Raw genomic sequence first — 19,967 nt, forward strand, 5'->3', positions numbered from 1 at the left:
ACCATTTTACGGTTATAAAATGCCAATCTATTATTTCATCACGTCCTTCACAACATCTTGAATCATAACGACTTCTGTTTTCATATCAACAGACGGTACTTCCTCATCGATACATTCATACCAAAATTCCAAATGCTTTTTATCAATTTCATGATGAGAATTTTCGACAAGAGCCCCACCTTCTCCTTGCACAGAATACCAATATAAGTACTCTTCTCCATCTCTTATTTCCCGGAAAATTGTCTCAACGTACATCTTTTCGTCGTTTAGTGTCAAAAGCACTTCTTTCATATTGTCATTAAGAAGCCGCATCCATTCGTCTACACGATGACTTTTACCTTGTTTCACTTTAAATCTCGTTAACTCCACATTCATTTTTATTCCCCCGTTTTCTTCCGTACAAACAATCTATATTCTATTGGATTATGAAAACTTAATTTACGAGCTAATTTTTGCGAAGGAATATTATCTACATAACAATCCCAGCACGGTGTAATATCATTTTGCATGCAATGTTCAATAAACCGCGTTGCAACAGCTTGGGCTAATCCTTTCCCTTGATATGCTTCATGCGTCACAATATCAATTTCAGCAAATCCATTCCCATTAAATATCGAAACACATTCAGCTACAATCATCCCATCTTGTTCTATACAAAATCCAAAACCACCGTTCAAAAACGTTTCTTTTGATCCCCAATATTCTTTGTAGTACTCCTCTGTAAATTCATTACTTCGTTCTATATCACTTTTATCAATACGCTTCACTTCATATGTATTTTTATTTGCATCTTGTGTTCGCTCTTCAAAGATTTCTCTTTGGAATTTCATTCGTGGCATATTCCGAAGTACATTACTAAAACGCCCTTCAATCATCATTTCCCACTCTTCACTTGAAGCGAATAGTGTAAATCTCTTCTCTGTTTTTTCAATAGCCATTTTTAAATACATCAATAAATCTTCATTATAATTTTGATCATCCGTATGACCAAATAAATAATAGATACCGTTAACTGTACGAATTAATCCTGCTGTTAACTTCTCGTTGGCAAAAATCTCACCATCTATCATTTGGTCACATACCGCATAAGCAAACGTCGTCGTTCTTGTATTACTTTCCAAAATCGGAATGATTTTTCTATACTCGGCTACAGATAATTTTTTCATAACTGCTCCACTTTAATCGTATCAGCTTCTATATTTTCAAAACAAAGATTTACTGTTCTCTTTAATGCTCTCGTTCTATGAATCGTACACGCTGGAATTAAAATAGAATCATTCGGCTTTAAAACTGCTGTTTCTCCATCTTCAAAATCGATAAGCAATTCTCCCTCTAGCACAATGAATAATTCATCCGAATTAGAATGATAATGCCAATCATATTCGCCAGTAAATACAGCGATTCGTAAGCAATGATTATTTACATTTGAAACGACGAAGTTTTTATGTTGATCTTGAATGTCCTTTGTTAACTCTAATAAATTCACAGTCTCCATATTTCGTCTCATCCTTTCATTAATCGTTCTTCTGAAAAACTAGCTTAGTCTCCACCACCACCGCAATCTCCTCCACTATCACTTGAGCTGCTACAATCGTTGCTACTGTAGTCACCGAATCCACTTGATGAGCTTGCATAATAAGACGAATTTCTTTTCTTTTTTTGTACTTTTTTTCCACTATTCTTATTAGTTGATAGTAATGTTCCAAACACTAAAACATGTACTAAAATAGCTACCATAAAAAAAAGAATAAGTACAAATACATGTAAAGATAAATTTGAAACTGGTAACTTAATTAAGTTAATAAAAATAATACACATGATAATAAAATACATAACATTCGCCGCATCTATTAAACCACTTGCAATTTTAGACCTAGGCTTCTTTTTCGTAACTACTAACTCATGTTTACTCCTTATGACTCCTCTTTGTTTTTTGTGCTTCCTCCGCTTACTTTTTCTTCCCAATCTATTCCCTCCCTCCCAAAATTTATTTAATTCTAAATTATCACAATTACCACTCATTAAGCATAATACATAACAATTTTTTCATAAAAAAAGACCCTCCTCATAAAGGAAGGTCTCAAATGTATTTCTATTATGATAAAGCAGGAGCTTTTTCAAGGAGCTCTTTCGCATCAGCGTATTGTAAGCCGTGCGCTTCTGCAACTGCTTCGAATGTTACATATCCATCTAATGTGTTAATACCTTTTAATAATGCAGTGTTACCTAAGCAAGCATCTTTGTAGCCTTTGTTCGCAATTTGTACTGCATATGGTACTGTTACGTTTGTTAATGCAAGAGTTGATGTACGTGGAACCGCACCTGGCATATTAGCAACTGCATAATGAACAACGCCATGTTTTTCGTAAGTTGGGTTGTCATGAGTTGTAATACGATCAGTTGTTTCGAAAATACCACCTTGGTCAATCGCGATATCTACAACGACAGAACCTGGTTCCATTGATTGAATCATTTCTTCTGTTACAAGTTTTGGCGCTTTTGCACCTGGAATTAATACCGCACCAATTACAAGGTCAGATTCTTTTACAGCTTCTGCAATGTTGTATGGATTAGACATTAACGTTTTTACTTGGTTACCGAAAATATCATCTAGTTGACGAAGACGTTCTGCACTTAAGTCGATGATTGTTACATCTGCACCTAAACCTACTGCAATCTTCGCTGCGTTTGTACCAGCTTGACCACCGCCGATAATTGTTACTTTGCCGCGTTTTACCCCTGGAACGCCTGCAAGTAAAATACCTTTACCGCCTTTGTTTTTCTCAAGGAATTGTGCACCGATTTGAGCAGACATACGACCAGCCACTTCACTCATAGGTGCAAGTAATGGTAGTGAACGATTGTCTAATTGTACTGTTTCGTATGCAATTGATACAACTTTGTTATCAATTAATGCTTTCGTTAATTCTGGTTCTGGAGCTAAGTGTAAGTATGTGAATAAAATTAAACCTTCGCGGAAATAGCCGTATTCACTTGCAACTGGCTCTTTTACCTTCATAACCATATCTTGATTCCATGCTTCTTCAGCAGTTTCAACAAGTTTCGCACCAGCTTGTACGTATTCTTCATCTGTAAAGCCAGATCCTAAACCTGCTCCTTTTTGAACAAAAACTTCATGACCATTTTGTACTAAATGTACTGCTCCCGCTGGCGTCATTGCCACGCGGTTTTCATTGTTTTTAATTTCTGTTGGAATACCGATACGCATGATTAGTTCCCCCTTGAGTTATGAAATGACCCCTGAATCATTTTTTAAAGCGCTTTCTACGCTCTTATATTTTAACATAATATCTCAATATTTGACAAAAAAATAATACAAGTTTTCCGATAGATTTAATCTTACATGAAAGGACAGTATTATCCGCACCTCTTTACATACAGGATAAACTGTCCAATTATTCGAAACTTCACTTTATTTTTCTCTATCGGTGTCTATGAATAACATCTACTGCACCAGTTACTTCAATAATTGTGCCAGTAATCATATCGGAATCGTCTTCACATAAAAACGAAATCGTTCTTGCGATATCTTCACCTGTTCCAGATCTACCAATTGGTGTGTTACGTTCTTTCAACTGACGTGCTTCTTGAATTGTCGCTTCTTTCATATCACCAATAATATCACCAGGACATACCATATTTGCAGTAATACCATATTCTGCTTCTTCATAAGCAACTGTTTTCGTCAATGAAACAAGTCCTACTTTCGCTGCTGCAAAAGCTGAACGATAAATCCATCCTGGTGCGCTATCTGCCCCTTGGAATCCGTAATTAATAATACGGCCAAAGTTCTGTTTTCTCATAATCGGAACGACAAGTTTCAACAAATGAAATACCGCTGTTAAATTACCCTGAATCATTTCATTCCATTCGTCTTCTTCATAATCGACTAACTTTTTTCGTTCAAATACATATGGACCAGCATTATTAATTAAAAAGTCAATTTTGCCAAAACGGCTTACCGCTTCTTCTACCATTTTATGTAAATCTTCTTTTTTCGTGACATCCGCTTGCACGAATTGTAGACGCTCTTCCATATTTTTATATGTTTCTTTCATCGTTTCCATAGCAGCTATATCGCTATGATATGTTACTGTTACTGAATAGCCTTTAGCCAATAATTTTTCTGTTACTTGCTTTCCTAAACCTTTCGTACCGGCTGTAATGAGCGCATGTCTCACAAAACTGCCCCCTTTTAAATTGCTATAGTTCATATGTAACAAGTTCTCGCACCAATTACAACTAAAATGAATTGAAACAGAGTTTTCGAAATTCTGTAACGTTTCCGACAAGCACATTACCAAAATTTGTTTTATAATAAAGTTGTAAACGGTAATAAAAATGATTGGGAGGAATTTACTATGAATAATACATATACAAATATTTTAATCGCGGTGGATGGTTCTAAAGAAGCAGAAAAAGCCTTTAAAAAAGCAATTCAAGTCGCAAAACGCAACAATGCAACATTAACTATTGCTCATATCGTTGATGTAAAAGCATACTCAGCAGTAGAAGCTTATAGCCGTGCAATTGCTGAACGTGCAAATCTATTTGCAGAAGACTTATTAGAAGACTACAAAAAAACTGCGCTTGAAGCTGGCCTTGAAAAAATTGAAACTGTATTAGAATTTGGTAATCCTAAATCAAAAATTTCAAAAGAAATCGCTCCAAATCATAAAGTAGATTTAATTATGTGTGGTGCAACTGGTTTAAATGCTGTTGAACGTTTCCTAATTGGTAGCGTCTCTGAACATATTATTCGCTATGCGAAATGCGATGTCCTTGTTGTTCGTGGTGATGAGGAGCAAGGCGATCTTTAATTTATAAATAAAACACCAAGTCCAGATGGGCTTGGTGTTTTTCATTTCACATACTTCACTATAAACACAAGACAAACCACAACAACAATAACAATTGCCAACACATATGGCGGTAAGAACTTCAAAGACCATAATGCCATCATGATCGTCGCAACGGTTAAATAAGATTGCCTTGCATCTTCTGTCATCTTTTTACGAAGGAAGAATACATACAAATAACCGATTGGCGGTGTGATAAAGCAAAGAACATATATAATTTTAGATTTTAAATACCATTTTTGTTCTCTGAGTTTCTTTATGTCTTTTTCTATTCTCTTATGCTCTCTCGCTTCTTCTACAAGAGGCTCTTCCTCTTCTCCTCGCCTTTCTTTCATATAAGGAAGAAAATGCATGAAAAAATAATATGCAAATACGAACGCTCCAAATCCAATATTTAATCTTTCTAACGGAATATGCTCACTAAAAAAGACAGCAGTAAGCACTAAAGACAAACAGTAAGTCATCATCCAAAAGGAACGTTTTCTCTTTTTTCGTTCCATTTCTTTTTTATCTTGTACATGTTTTCTTTTCGAAAGCCATATTGAAATACAGCAATCTACTATAAATAGAGTAAAGATAAATATCCCAACGTGTACTGTTTCTACATCCTTAAATGAAAACATATTTGGGAATGCTACATGTAATACAATTAATGTGTACAAAATTAGCCCTATAAAATAAATACGTCTCATTTTCCAACCCTTTCTTATTTCCTAACATTACATTAACATACATTTTTTAGAAATAGCCGGACAAAATATATATGTTTAAAAAAGGAGGATGCTATATGGATGATTCTGAACGTATTATTTTAGATGTGAATGGAAAAGAAATTGAAATGTTAGAGACAATCCGTGAACATTTTAAAGAGACACACGGAATTGAACTAAGTAATGGTGCATTACTACGGGATTTAATGGATATTGAATATATTCGAATTACGGAAGATCGACATAAGTATGATTCATTTTAAACTGTAAAAATCACAAAGAAGGTACACTTCCCTCTACTAAGGTTAGCGTACCTTCTTTCCTATCAATCAACTTCCCACAAACTCTCCAACTAATCCTTTCGCCTTCTCCAAAGCTTTTTCAATTTGCTCAAAACCTGTCCCGCCAGCACTATTACGACGCTTTACAGCCGCATATGGTGACAGCACTTCATACAAATCTTCTTCAAATAGCGAGCTCATTTCTTTATATGTTGCAAGTGGTACATCTACTAAATAAATTCCTTTTTGTGTGCAGTGTAGCACTAGCTTCCCAACAATTTCATGAGCTTGACGGAACGGTAGTCCTTTGCTTGCTAAGTAATCAGCAATTTCTGTTGCGTTAGAGAAATCTTGCGTCACAGCTTGCCCCATCTTTTCTTTGTTTACAGTCATCGTTTCTAGCATGCCTGCCATAATATGGAGGCAGCCTTCTACTGTTTTTACTGTATCAAACATTCCTTCTTTATCTTCTTGCAAGTCTTTATTGTATGCGAGCGGTAATCCTTTCATGACTGTAAGTAAACTAAATAAATTACCGTACACTCTGCCTGTTTTACCGCGGATTAGTTCCGCCATATCTGGATTTTTCTTTTGTGGCATAATGCTGCTTCCGGTTGCGTATTGATCGCTCATTTCAATAAACTGAAACTCTTGGCTGCTCCATAAAATAAGTTCTTCGCAAAAGCGTGATAAGTGCATCATGAGGATAGATGAGTTACTTAGGAACTCCAGTATGAAATCACGATCGCTTACTGCATCTAAGCTATTTTCATAGATTCCATTAAATCCAAGAAGCTCCGCGCTATATTCTCGATCAATCGGGAATGTTGTCCCAGCTAACGCTCCTGCTCCTAACGGAGAAATGTTAATACGCTTTAACGAATCTTCATAACGATTCACATCGCGCTCTAGCATCCAAAAGTAAGCGAGAATATGATGAGCGAATGAAATCGGCTGGGCACGCTGTAAATGCGTATAACCAGGCATAATTGTTTCAATATTATTTTCTGCTTGATGAACAAGAACAGTTTGCAATTGTTTTGTAGCTTTTATAATATGTTCTACTTTTTCTTTTAAATATAAATGCATATCAGTCGCTACTTGATCATTACGACTTCGGCCAGTATGAAGTTTCCCGCCTACTTCACCGATTTTTTCAATTAACATCTTTTCGATATTTAAATGAATGTCTTCCGCTTCAACTGAAAAATGCAATTTATTTTGTTTCGCTTCTTCTAATAAATATTGAAGACCTATCTTTATTTTCTCTGCTTCTTCTTCCGTAACGATGCCTTTCTTTGCTAGCATCGTTACGTGTGCAATACTTCCGTTAATATCTTGATTTACTAATTGTTGATCGAAGGAGATGGATGCTCCGAACTCTTCAACCCATGCTTCCGCTTCTTCTGTAAAACGTCCGCCCCAAAGTTTGCTCACGCTTCCACCTTCTTTTGATTCACTTGGCTGTATACTTTTGTTGGTAAACCGAATAATGAAATGAACCCAACAGCTGCATCATGATTAAACTCGTCCTGAGCAGTATATGTTGCTAGTTTTTCATCGTATAAAGAGTACTCAGATTTACGCCCTTCTACAATCGCATGGCCTTTAAATAATTTTACACGCACTGTACCTGTTACATTCTTTTGCGTTTCTTGTAAGAAAGCGTTAAGTGCTTGTTTTAAAGGTGAGAACCATAAACCGTTATAAATAAGTTCTGTTATTTTCTGCTCAATCATCGGTTTAAAGTGCGCTACTTCTTTTACAAGTGTTAAATCTTCAAGTTCCTTATGCGCCGTAATTAATGTCATTGCTGCTGGGCATTCGTATACTTCACGTGATTTAATACCGACAAGACGATTTTCGACGTGATCGATACGTCCAACGCCATGTTTTCCAGCAAGTGCATTTAACGTTTTAATAAGTTCTGAAAGTGGATAGGCAGTACCATTTAAAGTAGTGGGTACGCCTGCTTCAAAACCAATTTCTACAAACTCGGGTTTATTCGGTGTATCTTCTAATGCCAATGTCATCTCATATGCATCTTCTGGCGGCGCTGCCCATGGATCTTCTAAAATGCCACATTCATTGCTACGTCCCCATAAGTTTTGATCGATTGAAAATGGGCTATCTAAATTAATCGGAATTGGTACATTGTTTTCTTTTGCATATGCAATTTCTTCTTCACGTGACCATTTCCATTCACGTACAGGCGCAATCACTTCTAAGTAAGGATTTAACGCTTGAATAGAAACTTCAAAACGAACTTGATCATTCCCTTTCCCTGTACATCCATGTGCAACTGCAGTCGCTCCTTCTTGTTCTGCAATCTCTACTAATTTCTTCGCGATAAGCGGACGTGATAACGCTGAAACGAGAGGGTATTTCCCTTCGTATAACGTGTGCGCTTGCATCGCCATCAATGCATATTCATTTGCAAATTCCTCTTGAACATCAATCATATATGATTTAATTGCACCTACTGAAAGTGCCTTTTCTTTTACAAATGCTAAGTCTTTACCTTCCCCTAAGTCTAAACAAAGCGCGATAATATCATAATTCTTCTCTTGTAACCATTTAATTGCAACGGAAGTATCAAGACCCCCAGAATATGCTAATACAACTTTCTTCTTCTCCATTTTGCATCCCCCTAAAGAATAAATATTCATTTTCTTTTATAATAATTCACACTTTAACACCTTTTACAAAATGTATCAAGAGTCATTTTCAAATTTTTTCAAACAATTTCGTCGAACTTCTTTCTGTTTTTTTGTACAATATAAGCAGGAAAACGGGGGTGAACTTATGGAAAAGTATTTCTTATACGATGATCATCTAGGAATTGAAATTCCGCATTTACGAGAAGATTGGGAAGATATCCCCGAAAAAATGCAGCATGCTATTTTATTGAAATGGGAACAAGTTCGCGGAAAGATTCCGGATCGAATAAAAGAACTCGAGTACTCTATTAATGCAAAACAGCATCATTTAAATAACGAAGAAGACTTCGAAATTTCTTGCAAACTGAATTCAGAAATTGCCGATCTTGCTTCCATCATTAACGATCTTTGGCTTTGGTATCGACTCACTCAAAATGTATCTGAGGGAAAAGCACACCAATAAAAAAAGCATGCCCCTCAATTACTTTGGGTCATGCTTTTTTGTCGTAACACGATTTACAATATACTTCTTGCGCTGTTTTCGCCAAGCACACATCAAACGGGCCAACTAATATACTTCTTTCTTTCGGCAACTTTACAAAAGCGACGAGCTCTTCTTCATATTGAATCTTTTTCTGACATGAAACACATGTTAATTCTTTTCTTTTAAACATGTCTTTTAGCATATTCTCACTTCCCCTTTCATCCATCTATATTAATATACTCTCATAATAGTTAAGACTTGTAAAAAAATGACACATTCCAAAGTGAACGATTCATATACTATGTACAAAAGGAGGTTCAAACTTATGCGTGCTTTCGTTATTATCGCTTTAACTTTTTTAAGTGTAATTAGCTGGGATGCGTTTTTTAAAGATAAAAGTGATGATAAGAATACAACTGAATAAAAACTCTTCTTTTCTTACTTATTGGACAAACTAAAAAAACTGTCCAATTCTGCAAAATAACTTAGGCTTTTCTACAAAAATATTTAAACATAACAATTTTTGTAGATTTCCTCCGTTTATTGTCGGTTTCCATCCGCATACATTTTTTGAAAGTATGATATAATAATATAAATCTTGAAGGAAGGGATTTTGATATCATGATCGCTCGAAGGAGCATGTGGCATCGTATTGACGAATCATACACGTAGCGTATTTTTCAGCTCAGATACTTTAGTCTAGCGAAAAAAATACGAGAGTGGGGAAATTATGATTGCCCGAAGGATAATTTGGCAAAAAAAAGACTCTTCTTACACATAGCGTTTTGTTTAGGGCTTAATTGTTACTAGCTAAACAAAACAAAGAAGAGCAGGATTGCTAAATGAAGAATCCTACTCCACGTTTTGTTTAGTCGTTTTAAGACTTAAACTAAAACGAAAGTAGGGAGAATTGATGGACGAGAGGATTATTCGTTATTTCTTCAGCGACATATAGCGTAGTTAGTTTTTTTCGTAAACTAACTGAAGCTACATGTGAGCTCGTAGTTAGTTTACAACACAAAAAGGACTACTAACTACGGAAAGAAGGAATAACGATGAGGAACATCCAAAGTCGACAAATTATTAAAGAAGTTTTTATGGTTTTAATCGGTTCATTTATTTTAGCAGCAGCGCTATATCACATTCACTTCCAAAACCACTTAACAGAAGGTGGCTTTGTAGGTATCGCACTATTCATCCAAAATTTTTATGATATTTCACCATCTATTTCAACTGTAATGATGGATATCCCAATTATTCTACTATGTGCTTCATTGTTAGGTAGAAAAATGGTTGGCTATTCATTCTTAGGTTCAATTTCATTCGGAGTATTTTATTCTCTTATGGAAAATTATTCTCCATTTACGGTCGATTTATCAAACAATTTATTTATAGCTGCAGTAGTTGGCGGTGCGTTAGCTGGTATTGGACTCGGTTTTATATTGCGATTTGGCGGTGCAACCGGCGGAGACGACATTTTAACAATTGTATTAAGTAAAAAAACACGTTTTACAATTGGGCAAATTTTCTTCGTCTTTGACGCGATTGTTCTTGCGCTTTCATTATATTATTTAAATTGGACAGAAATTGCTTTTACTATTCTTTCGATTGCCGTACAGGCAAAAACATTGGATTTAATTTATTATCCAAAAACAGAAAAAGCAGAAGAAAAGCAACCAGTATCTATTCCAATGTCCAAAAAGCATGCAACAAATTAAAAAGCGAAAGGCTTCGGCCTCTCGCTTTTTTTACGCTCTTTTTTCCTTCTCGACTATATGACGCACTTGATAAAATCTATTTGCAAATTCAGTAACGTTTCTCGTTAAACGATAATTCACTGTAGATCCGATTGCCATTCCAATTACCGGAATACCCTGGAATAATTTACGACGAAGAGCATAAATCGAAAATGTTTTCAAAATTTGTTTTAGCACAACTTCAGTAGAAGCTGGTTGCAACACCGCTTCGTCTCCTTCATAGAAGAACGAATCTTCTTGCTCTAGCTCTTGCAGTAAATTGTACCATGCGTATTGCTGAAGTCTTCCTGGTAGTAAGGATGCATGAAAGACCTTTAATGCAAGCATCATTTCATAAGGCTTGTTCACATCATGCCCAAATGATGTTGCAATAAGTTGGACAGCCTTCACATTTAACGCAATCATAACCGGAAAATCAGCTGTTAATAATAATAAACCTCCAGCACCCGTCGCTCCGCCTTGTACGAATGAATATAAACGATGTCGTGCTGTTTGCTGCTCTGCTATGTATGTTAATTGATCAATAGATAATGCTTTTAAATCCTCTAGTTGCTCAATTGATTCATCGAATAATCTCGACGTTCCTAAAATACGATTACGCGCCTCTAACTGCGATTGAGAACTTTGAATCAATGCATGCAAATGAAAGAGCCATCCATCTGCTTTCGTAAAGAAATCTTTTCGTTTTTTCTCAGGTAATTTCGCAATTGTACTATGCACCCATTTATCAAACACTTTTTGAAAATCAGTCGCTTCTTGCTCAACTAATTGCAATTCCCATTCTTTTATATTGTCTAAAATGGCTTGTTCTCGCTTCGATCGCATCGTAACAACCACCTCGTTCGATTTTTTTCTATTGTAACATATTTCTGCTTATTCTTTGCAAATATGCTTGTCTATCTTTATTCACACACCATTTTTTCATGACATAAAATATTAGCAAAAAGGATGAGATGAATCAGATGAATCTATCCAATATAAAAAAAGAATATAACGCAGTATTTAGCTTAGGACAAAACTGCTGGCCTGCTTGGGCATTATATCAATTCGAATTATCACCATTTTTTGGTGTTATCGATTTTATGCTAAGCCCTTCATTAGAAAAAGTGAATGTATTATTACAAAATCGATTTGACCGTTTTTTACAGTTCGAAAACTTATCCTTCATCTCATTTTGGGATGATGGTGCGAAATTAAGACTCCGTGACAACCTATATGAAATTGACTCTTGCCACGACTTTAAAACAGATGTAAACACACCAACTTCTTGGCCTTCTTATACAGAAATTAAGTTAAACTATGAGCATCGAATTAATCGTTTTCTAACTACAATTGACACAGCACAATCCATATTGTTTATTCGAACTGGAGGAACATACGAAGAAGCACGTTCCTTGGAACACATTTTATCTCAAATCGTTACACATACATTCTCCGTCCTATTATTAATCCCTGAAGATGTACCAACTATCATCCAAGAAGATTGGGGATTACAAAATATTTGTGTTATAAAATGCCCTATTATGGATGTATTTCAGTACAATGAAGCATTTTGGAGCAACTTATTTGATGGGATTACGATTAGACCATATTCTTAAATACATGACACCTTTTACTACAAAACACATTATAATCTTCCTTATACAAAATAAATAAGGAGTGATTGTATATGTATCCACGTGCAAAAGCTTTTGGTCTTGCTATACATCACGGTCGCCTTCTCGTACAAGAATATCATACAGCAGATGAAACGTTTTACCGACCTCTTGGCGGATCAATTGAACTTGGTGAAGAATCAGCACATACCGTTATTCGTGAATTTCAAGAAGAGCTTCATGCAGAAGTAGAAATCACCAATTATTTAGGCTGCTTAGAAAACATCTTTCATCTTAATGGAGAAATTGGTCATGAAATCATTCAGCTATATTCTTTACGCTTATTAGATACATCACTATATGAAATGAAAAAAATGAATATACAAGATGAGCAAACAGTATCATATGCGAAATGGATTCCCATTACTGCATTCATTCAGGGGAAGAAAGTATTATATCCAGATGGAATTTTAAACTATATCCAAAAGAAAAAAGACGAGATCCTGTAGGATCTCGTCTTTCTTTTCATATATTAACCAATGTTTCCAAGACGTAGTACGTCACGAGCGATCATAACTTCTTCGTCAGTTGGAATTACGATAATTTTTACTGGAGAGTGTGGGAAGCTGATGAATGCTTCTTCACCAAATACGTTATTACGTTTTACGTCGAAGTATACGCCCATGTACTCAAGGCCTTCTAATACGCGCTCACGAATAATTGCACTGTTTTCACCTACACCAGCTGTGAAGATGATTGCGTCTACACCTTTCATACGAGCAGTGTAAGAACCGATGTATTTGTGGATACGGCTTACGAATACATCAAGTGCTACTTTCGCACGGTGGTCGCCTTCTTCTTCTTTCGCAATGATGTCACGTAGGTCACTAGAGTAACCAGTAAGACCTAACATACCACTCTTCTTGTTTAATACGCTAACTACTTCTTCTACTGTTTGGCCTGTTTTTTCCATGATGTATGGAATTAACGCAGGGTCAATGTTACCAGAACGTGTACCCATTGTTACACCAGCAAGTGGAGTGAAGCCCATAGAAGTATCGATAGATTTACCGCCTTCTACTGCTGCGATACTTGCACCGTTACCTAAGTGACAAGAAAGTAAGCTTAAGCTTTCAAGTGGACGACCTAATAGCTCAGCCGCACGCTCAGTTACATATTTATGAGAAGTTCCGTGGAAACCGTATTTACGGATGCCGAACTTTTCATAGTACTCATATGGTAAGCTGTATAGGAATGCAGATTCCGGCATTGTTTGGTGGAATGCTGTATCGAATACTGCTACTGCTGGTACGTTTGGTAATACTTCTTGGAATGCTTTAATACCAACAACGTTTGCTGGGTTATGAAGTGGTGCTAAATCGCTTAATTCTTCGATATCTGCTAATACTTCATCAGTAATTAAAACAGAGTCAGCAAATTTTTCGCCGCCGTGAACAACACGGTGACCGATACCGCCAATCTCATCTAGAGATTTAACGATTCCGTTTTCAGTTAATTTGTTAAGAAGCATATTAACTGCTACTGCGTGATCTGGAATATTTGTAACTTCTTTTTGTTTTTCGCCATCTACAGTAATAGTGAAGATACTATCTTCTAAACCGATACGTTCTACTAAACCTTTTGTTAATACTGTTTCACTTGGCATTTCAAATAATTGGAATTTTAAGGAAGAGCTTCCTGCGTTAATCGCGATGATTTTTGACATCTAGTCTTTCGCCCCTTTTTCTCTTGGTAGTTGTGTGGATCTGTCCACAAACCGCTCGATTTTATCTGATCAAATTTACTAAATATGAAAACGTTTCATCATTAGCAAATTTTATACTCACGATTTTAATTTAAACATCGTCCGACATATATTTCAAGTGAAAAAATTGTAACACCAAGAAAAAATATATATTACAGATTTCAAAAAAATTCAGTTTAATCTAGTATATATTTAAAAATATGACATATCATATAAAACTGTACTACATGAATTACTAATCCTGTTACATATACCTAGCCTTATTTATGCGTTGCAAACCAAGTATTTAATTGGTCCATAATGTCCTCCATCGCCTTCATGTTGGAGAATTTAGGTAACTCCACTAATAACGCCTGTTTTGGCATTGTTACACTAGGGCCTTTCTTTTGGAGAACAAATATACTTTTTGCATTTTTCTCGTTTTTAAACATGGAAACAGGTAGCTGTAATAACCCCTGAATAAAGCATGTTTCTTTAATAAATGCATGTAGTTTTGGTGCTTGATCACTTTCAAAAATGAAGTTCGGTACTAAGAAGAATAAGTACCCGCCTTCTTTCGTATGTTTCACACTTTGTTCAATAAATAGGTGATGTGCATACGACATTCCTTCATCTGCTTTTAACTTATATTCACTTGCACCTATTTCATTTGGATAATAACCAATGGGTAAATCTGAAACGACTGCATCAACCGGATCGATATAAAGTGGTGCTAGTCCATCTTGATGGAAGAATTCGATTGCATGCTTTTGTAAATTCGCATTTACTAAAGCAAGTTTAATTAGCACTTCATCCACTTCTACACCAAACCCACTCATTGTTAGTCCTTCTTTGGCGCTATTAAACACTGTAGTCATTAAGTTACCTGTTCCAATTGCAGGGTCTAACACAGTAATTTCATTTTGACATTGCATAAACTTATGGAATAAGTAGCTCATGAACATTCCAACTGCATCAGGCGTCATTTCATGATTCGCTTGTACGCCTTCTTTCATTCCTTTTAAGATGGCTAACTGAAATGCTTTACGAATTTCTTCACTTTTATATGTTTCTTCATTAAACGTACTATATTCACGATTCAGCCTTTCAATTGCTGATTCAGATAATTCCTCTTGTAAAATCGCTCCTTCAAACAAGTTATCACCTGTTTCTACAAGCGCCTCTAAATATGTTACATCTAATTCTTTACGTAAAACTACCGCAGAAGAATCAAAAATAGAAAATAATGTTTCTACTGTCTGACTCACGTACATTCCTCCTTCTCTCTTTTACACATAACTTATATCATACCATAATCTAATTTTTTCCCAAAAGAAAAAGCGACCTCTTTTTAAGAGCTCCCTTTTTAGTGATGTATGATGTAACGTCTTCTCTCGTATATCGATTCCATATAACAATATACGAGAGAAGACGACCTCTTACAAAGAGATCATCTTCCTTCACATTATTTTGCCGATTTTGCTGCTTCTAATGCTGCTTCATAGTTTGGATGGCTTGTACCTTCGCTTACGTACTCTGCGTAAACTACTTTGTCGTTGCTATCTACTACGAATACTGCACGAGCAAGTAAACGAAGCTCTTTCATTACTAAGCCGTAAGCTTCACCGAATGAAAGGTCACGGTGATCAGAAAGTGTTACAACATTTTCTAAACCGTTTGCTGCACACCAGCGTTTTTGAGCGAATGGTAAGTCAGCGCTAATTGTTAATACTTTCGCGTTTTCAATACCTGCTGCATCTTGGTTAAAACGACGTGTTTGTGCATCACACACACCTGTGTCGATTGAAGGTACAACACTAATTAATTTTACTTCACCTTTGTATGTCTCTAAACTTACTGGAGATAAGTCATTTGCTAATACTTGGAAGTTTGGCGCTTGATCGCCAACTTTAACTTCTGTTCCAACTAAAGTCATTGGGTTACCTTTAAAAGTTACGTTTGCCACTTGAAAATCCTCCCTTATTTAAACAAAATATGTACAATGTAAATGATAGTTTGTCCCTATCGATAATGCAAATAAAATCGCTTTATTTACAAAAAAATTAAAGAAGCTAATCCATTGATCAGCTTCTTTATTCGTTAAATTTGAAATTCAGGATCGTCTTCTTTTCGTTTATCCATCATTTCTTTCACTTTATCAACAGCTTGTGGCGCTAATTCAATTATTTTATCGATGACGTGTGTTTGCTTATCTAAATGCAACACTTTTACACCTTCTCCATTTATAACAAGAAAAGCAACAGGATTAATAGAAACTCCTCCTCCACTTCCCCCGCCAAATGGATGACGGCCTGCTTGTTCTTTACCAAATTCACTTCCACCAGCGGCAAAGCCGAAACTAACTTTCGAAACGGTTAGAATTACACTTCCATCAGCAGCTTTAATTGGATCGCCTACAATTGTATTTACATCAGTCATTTGTTTTAAATGCTGCATTGCGGTTGTCATTAAACCTTGAATTGGATGGTCCATTCTATATCCCCCCTATGCTTGAACAGATTTTTCAGTCGTACCAGATCTTTGTCTTCTCATAAATACGAGTAATTTTATTCCTGTTTTTATAGCACGAAATATGCGAAAAGATGCCGTTAATTCACATCTTGATGCAAATCCTTTCCCTTGAAAAACAGGAGTAATTTCAAATTCTGGTACATCGACAATATGCATATATTGTCCTATAACTCCAGCAGCCATTCCTTTTGTCCCCCATGCATATCCAGTGACAATTCCAGTGCTAGCTGCGTCGCCTGCTCCAATTTGTGTGTGCCATTTCCAACCATTGATTTTCACTCGTTTGAGAAAATCTTTAACAATAGTATGAACTTCTTGCAGCTTTTTTATCAGTTCCCCCATACTATCCAGTTGCGCTATAATTTTATTCTCTAATCCGCCGTCCTCTTCAGCTTTCTCAATCTTTTGCCCTGTCTTCTTCTGTTGCTTTTCAATTCTTTCCAACACATCAAATGTATAGCGAATCATCCATATTTTCACTTGAAACAAACATTGCTTTTCCATTTCTGAATATAAAAATGTCACTTTAAGCTTTATTTTCGACAATAGTATAAGCAAAATAAAAAGGAGAAGAATTATTATTCCAATTACGAACCACTTCATACGTATCATCCTTTCACTCCGTACCCATTATCGACAAGTTTATTCATCGTTAAACAGAATTCTATAAGATTGAATATAAAAATTTTTCTAAAAATAAAAAGGTATTTTGACATTTTATATCGAAATATATTATTTGAACATATCGTCAGGGAACGTATTCTGATGATATGTAGCTCGAAGAACAGAAAATTTAACTGCAGTGGAGGGATACATAATGGCAGATCGTCGCAATTTATTTTTCTTTTATGGTGATGACAAAGCAACACTCGTTGAAAAAATGAACCCAATCTATCGTATTTTAGAAGAGAATGGATTTACCATATTAGATCATCCAAAAAATGCAAACGCTATCGTCAGTGTTGGAGATGATGCAACTTTCTTACAAGCCGTTCGTAAAACTGGTTTTAGAGAAGATTGCTTATACGCAGGGATTTCTACGAAAGATGAAACTTCTTTCTACTGCGATTTCCATATTGATCACGTTGATACAGCCCTTCAAGAAATTACAAAAAATGAAATTGAAGTGCGAAAATACCCAACAATTCAAGTAGATGTAGATCACGGTACATCTTTCCATTGTTTAAATGAGTTCTCATTACGTTCTAGCATCATTAAAACATTCGTTGTCGATGTTCACGTTGATAATCTACATTTCGAAACATTTAGAGGGGACGGTTTAGTCGTTTCTACCCCAACAGGAAGTACAGCTTACAATAAATCATTACATGGTGCAGTTGTCGATCCACTGATTCCTTGCTTCCAAGTAAGCGAGCTAGCATCATTAAATAACAACACATACCGTACGCTCGGTTCACCGTTCATTTTAAATCACGAACGTACATTAACTTTAAAACTAAGACCAGACGGTAATGATTATCCTGTTATCGGTTTGGATAATGAAGCGCTTAGCATTAAACAAGTAGAAAAAGCTGTTGTACGCTTAAGCGATAAACAAATTAAAACAGTTAAATTAAAAAACAATTCCTTCTGGGAAAAAGTACAGAGAACGTTTTTATAGCATGAAAAAACCGCTGAATTATGAAATCCCATAATTTGGCGGTTTTTTATTTTTCTCGCTATCGGCCACTATTGTTAGCTTTTGTTGGTAAGTTGATATATTTTCACACGTCTTTCCTATACACAATCTTCCCATCAATTACAGTCATCGCTGCTTGTACTTCTCTTATTTCTTCCGCCTCTATTTCAAAAATATTGCGGTCTAATACCGTAAAGTCCGCTTCATATCCTTTTGTAATTTGTCCTCGCTTCGCTTCTTTTCCGATTGCATAGGCACTTCCTGTCGTAAATAAAGAGATCGCCTCATATACCGTTAATCTTTCTTCCGGCATATAACATACACCGTCAATAAAACTTCTGCGTGTAACAGCGCTATATATGCCTAAAAACGGATTTACTTGTTCAATTGGCGCGTCAGATCCACCGTTGCAGTGTAATCCTGCTTCTAGTAACGTCTTCCACGCGTATGCATAACGAAGACGATGCTCGCCTAGTTTTTCAATAACTGATGGGAAGTCTGATGACAGAAAGACGGGCTGAATATCGATAATAGCCGGCAAATGTTTCATTCTTTCAACCAACTCTTCACGAGCTAGCTGACAGTGAATAATGCGGTCGCGTAATCCTTCTGCTGGTGGATATAATTCAAGTGCATCAATGACATATTCAAGAGATAAGTCACCGATTGTATGAATTGCTACTGGCATATGTAAATCTCGTGCTTTTTTCACTAACTCTGCAAGCTCTTTGCGCGAGAAAATTGCAACTCCATTTGTTTCTTGCGCATCTTCATACGGTTCACTTAATAAAGCTGTTCTTCCGCCAAAAGAACCGTCTGAAAAAATTTTCATCGCACCAAACTCAATATAGTGTTCATTTTCATATTCTTTTCGTTCCTGTGCTACTTCATGGTGAACGAGTAAATGTGCTTTAAATGGCATTTTCTTTATAACATGAGAAAACGCATTGTGCGTTTTTCTAAAGCCACCGTAATAATTTAAATCTTCCGTATGCCCACCAACGAGACCATATTGCCAACAGTCTTTAATTGCTGTTTGCAAAGCCCTTTGTAAATAAGCTTCATCAATTTCAGGCTGCACATGTTTAATTAACTCTTGCCCTTGTTCATATAAAAGCCCGGTTAACATATTTAATGAATCACGGCCAATTTTCCCGCCTTTCGGGTCTTGCGTCGCTTCTGTTATGCTCGCTTCTTGCAATATGTATGAATTCACCCATGTAACGTGACGACAAACTCGCTTTAATAATATTGGATGTTCTTTAGAGATTTCATCTAAATCACGTACATGAACTTGCTTTGTATCTGTAAAATTATTTTCATTCCAGCCTTCTCCAATAATCCAAGAACCTTTTGGAGCTTCTTCTACTCGTTTCCGAACGAGAGTCAGCACTTCGCTGTAAGATGTACAATTTGATAAATCTAGACGAAGTAACCTCTCTCCATGCCCAATAAGATGCATATGACTATCAACGAGACCTGGAATCATTGTTTTCCCTTCTAAGTCACACAACTTCATGTCTGAATATTGACTTTCTAGCTCTTCCTTACTCCCAGCATCAACAATCATACCGTTTTCAACATAAATAGCTTCTACTTTTTCATTCTCTTCTCGCATCGTGTAAATGGTGCCTCCATACCAAATTTCTCCCATATGCTTATCCCCCTTTTCTCTTTAGTCTACG

Annotated in this window: 24 protein-coding genes; 7 read left to right on the forward strand and 17 right to left on the reverse strand. The window is 36.0% G+C overall.

Going from position 1 to position 19,967, the window contains the following annotated elements; all coding sequences use genetic code 11:
* Positions 1-30: 30 nt before the first annotated feature.
* The 6 genes from AC3WVA_RS04565 to AC3WVA_RS04590 form a co-directional block, all read right to left on the reverse strand.
* Entirely contained in the window at positions 31-375 is a 345-nt protein-coding gene (locus AC3WVA_RS04565; protein WP_098520817.1) for a DUF6176 family protein, read from the reverse strand.
* A 2-nt stretch (positions 376-377) separates the two neighbouring features.
* Positions 378-1,166, reverse strand: a complete 789-nt coding sequence (locus AC3WVA_RS04570) for a GNAT family N-acetyltransferase (RefSeq protein WP_492321799.1) — start codon at positions 1,164-1,166, stop codon at positions 378-380.
* Positions 1,163-1,495 (reverse strand): cupin domain-containing protein, encoded by a 333-nt coding sequence (locus AC3WVA_RS04575; RefSeq protein WP_098344553.1) that lies wholly within the window; start codon positions 1,493-1,495, stop codon positions 1,163-1,165. The genes AC3WVA_RS04570 and AC3WVA_RS04575 overlap by 4 nt, the downstream gene beginning before the upstream one ends.
* Before the next feature lie 44 nt (positions 1,496-1,539).
* A complete protein-coding gene (locus AC3WVA_RS04580; protein WP_492321800.1) occupies positions 1,540-1,965 on the reverse strand; it encodes a hypothetical protein in 426 nt (141 codons plus the stop codon).
* A gap of 130 nt (positions 1,966-2,095) precedes the next feature.
* Positions 2,096-3,229: an alanine dehydrogenase gene (ald, locus tag AC3WVA_RS04585; protein WP_001219405.1), complete on the reverse strand. Its 1,134-nt coding sequence runs from the start codon at positions 3,227-3,229 to the stop codon at positions 2,096-2,098.
* Between the two features lie 214 nt (positions 3,230-3,443).
* Positions 3,444-4,235: an SDR family oxidoreductase gene (locus tag AC3WVA_RS04590; protein WP_349302751.1), complete on the reverse strand. Its 792-nt coding sequence runs from the start codon at positions 4,233-4,235 to the stop codon at positions 3,444-3,446.
* Between the two features lie 147 nt (positions 4,236-4,382).
* Here AC3WVA_RS04590 and AC3WVA_RS04595 point away from each other — a divergent pair, with 147 nt between their 5' ends.
* On the forward strand, positions 4,383-4,841 hold the full coding sequence (locus tag AC3WVA_RS04595; RefSeq protein WP_001066672.1) for a universal stress protein: 459 nt from the start codon (positions 4,383-4,385) through the stop codon (positions 4,839-4,841).
* Positions 4,842-4,882: 41 nt separating this feature from the next.
* On the opposite strand, the gene AC3WVA_RS04600 is transcribed toward AC3WVA_RS04595, so the two are convergent.
* Complete coding sequence (locus AC3WVA_RS04600; RefSeq protein ID WP_048531689.1) at positions 4,883-5,572, reverse strand: hypothetical protein; 690 nt, start codon at positions 5,570-5,572, stop codon at positions 4,883-4,885.
* Positions 5,573-5,667: 95 nt separating this feature from the next.
* On the opposite strand from AC3WVA_RS04600, the gene AC3WVA_RS04605 reads away from it, so the two are divergent.
* Positions 5,668-5,853, forward strand: a complete 186-nt coding sequence (locus AC3WVA_RS04605) for a hypothetical protein (protein WP_000342764.1) — start codon at positions 5,668-5,670, stop codon at positions 5,851-5,853.
* Between the two features lie 66 nt (positions 5,854-5,919).
* Here the strand turns inward: AC3WVA_RS04605 and argH are convergent, their stop codons facing one another.
* A complete protein-coding gene (argH, locus tag AC3WVA_RS04610; RefSeq protein WP_098520821.1) occupies positions 5,920-7,308 on the reverse strand; it encodes an argininosuccinate lyase in 1,389 nt (462 codons plus the stop codon).
* Positions 7,305-8,510, reverse strand: a complete 1,206-nt coding sequence (locus AC3WVA_RS04615; RefSeq protein WP_000412329.1) for an argininosuccinate synthase — start codon at positions 8,508-8,510, stop codon at positions 7,305-7,307. Before AC3WVA_RS04615 ends, argH begins: the two co-directional genes overlap by 4 nt.
* A 166-nt stretch (positions 8,511-8,676) precedes the next feature.
* Between AC3WVA_RS04615 and AC3WVA_RS04620 the strand changes: the two genes are divergently transcribed.
* The gene (locus tag AC3WVA_RS04620) at positions 8,677-8,994 is read left to right on the forward strand and encodes a hypothetical protein (protein ID WP_048531695.1); all 318 of its coding nucleotides are present in this window, start codon (positions 8,677-8,679) and stop codon (positions 8,992-8,994) included.
* Between the two features lie 28 nt (positions 8,995-9,022).
* Here AC3WVA_RS04620 and AC3WVA_RS04625 read toward each other — a convergent pair whose 3' ends face one another.
* A complete protein-coding gene (locus AC3WVA_RS04625) occupies positions 9,023-9,217 on the reverse strand; it encodes a hypothetical protein (protein ID WP_048531696.1) in 195 nt (64 codons plus the stop codon).
* An 853-nt stretch (positions 9,218-10,070) separates the two neighbouring features.
* On the opposite strand from AC3WVA_RS04625, the gene AC3WVA_RS04630 reads away from it, so the two are divergent.
* The gene (locus tag AC3WVA_RS04630) at positions 10,071-10,733 is read left to right on the forward strand and encodes a YitT family protein (RefSeq protein WP_001244531.1); all 663 of its coding nucleotides are present in this window, start codon (positions 10,071-10,073) and stop codon (positions 10,731-10,733) included.
* Between the two features lie 30 nt (positions 10,734-10,763).
* Here the strand turns inward: AC3WVA_RS04630 and AC3WVA_RS04635 are convergent, their stop codons facing one another.
* The gene (locus AC3WVA_RS04635) at positions 10,764-11,597 is read right to left on the reverse strand and encodes an EcsC family protein (RefSeq protein WP_048531704.1); all 834 of its coding nucleotides are present in this window, start codon (positions 11,595-11,597) and stop codon (positions 10,764-10,766) included.
* Positions 11,598-11,734: 137 nt separating this feature from the next.
* Here AC3WVA_RS04635 and AC3WVA_RS04640 point away from each other — a divergent pair, with 137 nt between their 5' ends.
* Together AC3WVA_RS04640 and AC3WVA_RS04645 are read left to right on the forward strand one after the other, a co-directional pair.
* Positions 11,735-12,370 (forward strand): DUF1796 family putative cysteine peptidase, encoded by a 636-nt coding sequence (locus AC3WVA_RS04640; protein ID WP_048531706.1) that lies wholly within the window; start codon positions 11,735-11,737, stop codon positions 12,368-12,370.
* 71 nt (positions 12,371-12,441) lie between these two features.
* Positions 12,442-12,876, forward strand: a complete 435-nt coding sequence (locus AC3WVA_RS04645; protein WP_098344549.1) for an NUDIX hydrolase — start codon at positions 12,442-12,444, stop codon at positions 12,874-12,876.
* Between the two features lie 23 nt (positions 12,877-12,899).
* Here the strand turns inward: AC3WVA_RS04645 and ackA are convergent, their stop codons facing one another.
* From ackA to AC3WVA_RS04670, 5 genes are all read right to left on the reverse strand, one after another.
* Entirely contained in the window at positions 12,900-14,093 is a 1,194-nt protein-coding gene (gene ackA / locus AC3WVA_RS04650) for an acetate kinase (RefSeq protein ID WP_048531711.1), read from the reverse strand.
* A gap of 299 nt (positions 14,094-14,392) precedes the next feature.
* A complete protein-coding gene (locus tag AC3WVA_RS04655; protein ID WP_492321801.1) occupies positions 14,393-15,379 on the reverse strand; it encodes a class I SAM-dependent methyltransferase in 987 nt (328 codons plus the stop codon).
* A gap of 197 nt (positions 15,380-15,576) precedes the next feature.
* Positions 15,577-16,077, reverse strand: a complete 501-nt coding sequence (tpx, locus tag AC3WVA_RS04660; RefSeq protein WP_000024525.1) for a thiol peroxidase — start codon at positions 16,075-16,077, stop codon at positions 15,577-15,579.
* Positions 16,078-16,211: 134 nt separating this feature from the next.
* A complete protein-coding gene (gene ytfJ, locus AC3WVA_RS04665) occupies positions 16,212-16,604 on the reverse strand; it encodes a GerW family sporulation protein (protein ID WP_000350001.1) in 393 nt (130 codons plus the stop codon).
* A gap of 12 nt (positions 16,605-16,616) precedes the next feature.
* Entirely contained in the window at positions 16,617-17,255 is a 639-nt protein-coding gene (locus AC3WVA_RS04670) for a DUF2953 domain-containing protein (protein ID WP_098344548.1), read from the reverse strand.
* Positions 17,256-17,460: 205 nt separating this feature from the next.
* On the opposite strand from AC3WVA_RS04670, the gene AC3WVA_RS04675 reads away from it, so the two are divergent.
* Positions 17,461-18,264, forward strand: a complete 804-nt coding sequence (locus tag AC3WVA_RS04675; RefSeq protein WP_098344547.1) for an NAD kinase — start codon at positions 17,461-17,463, stop codon at positions 18,262-18,264.
* A 103-nt stretch (positions 18,265-18,367) separates the two neighbouring features.
* Here the strand turns inward: AC3WVA_RS04675 and AC3WVA_RS04680 are convergent, their stop codons facing one another.
* The gene (locus AC3WVA_RS04680) at positions 18,368-19,936 is read right to left on the reverse strand and encodes an amidohydrolase (protein ID WP_492321802.1); all 1,569 of its coding nucleotides are present in this window, start codon (positions 19,934-19,936) and stop codon (positions 18,368-18,370) included.
* Positions 19,937-19,967: the final 31 nt, after the last annotated feature.

The organism is Bacillus sp. EB106-04-02-XG92 (genome assembly GCF_058791995.1).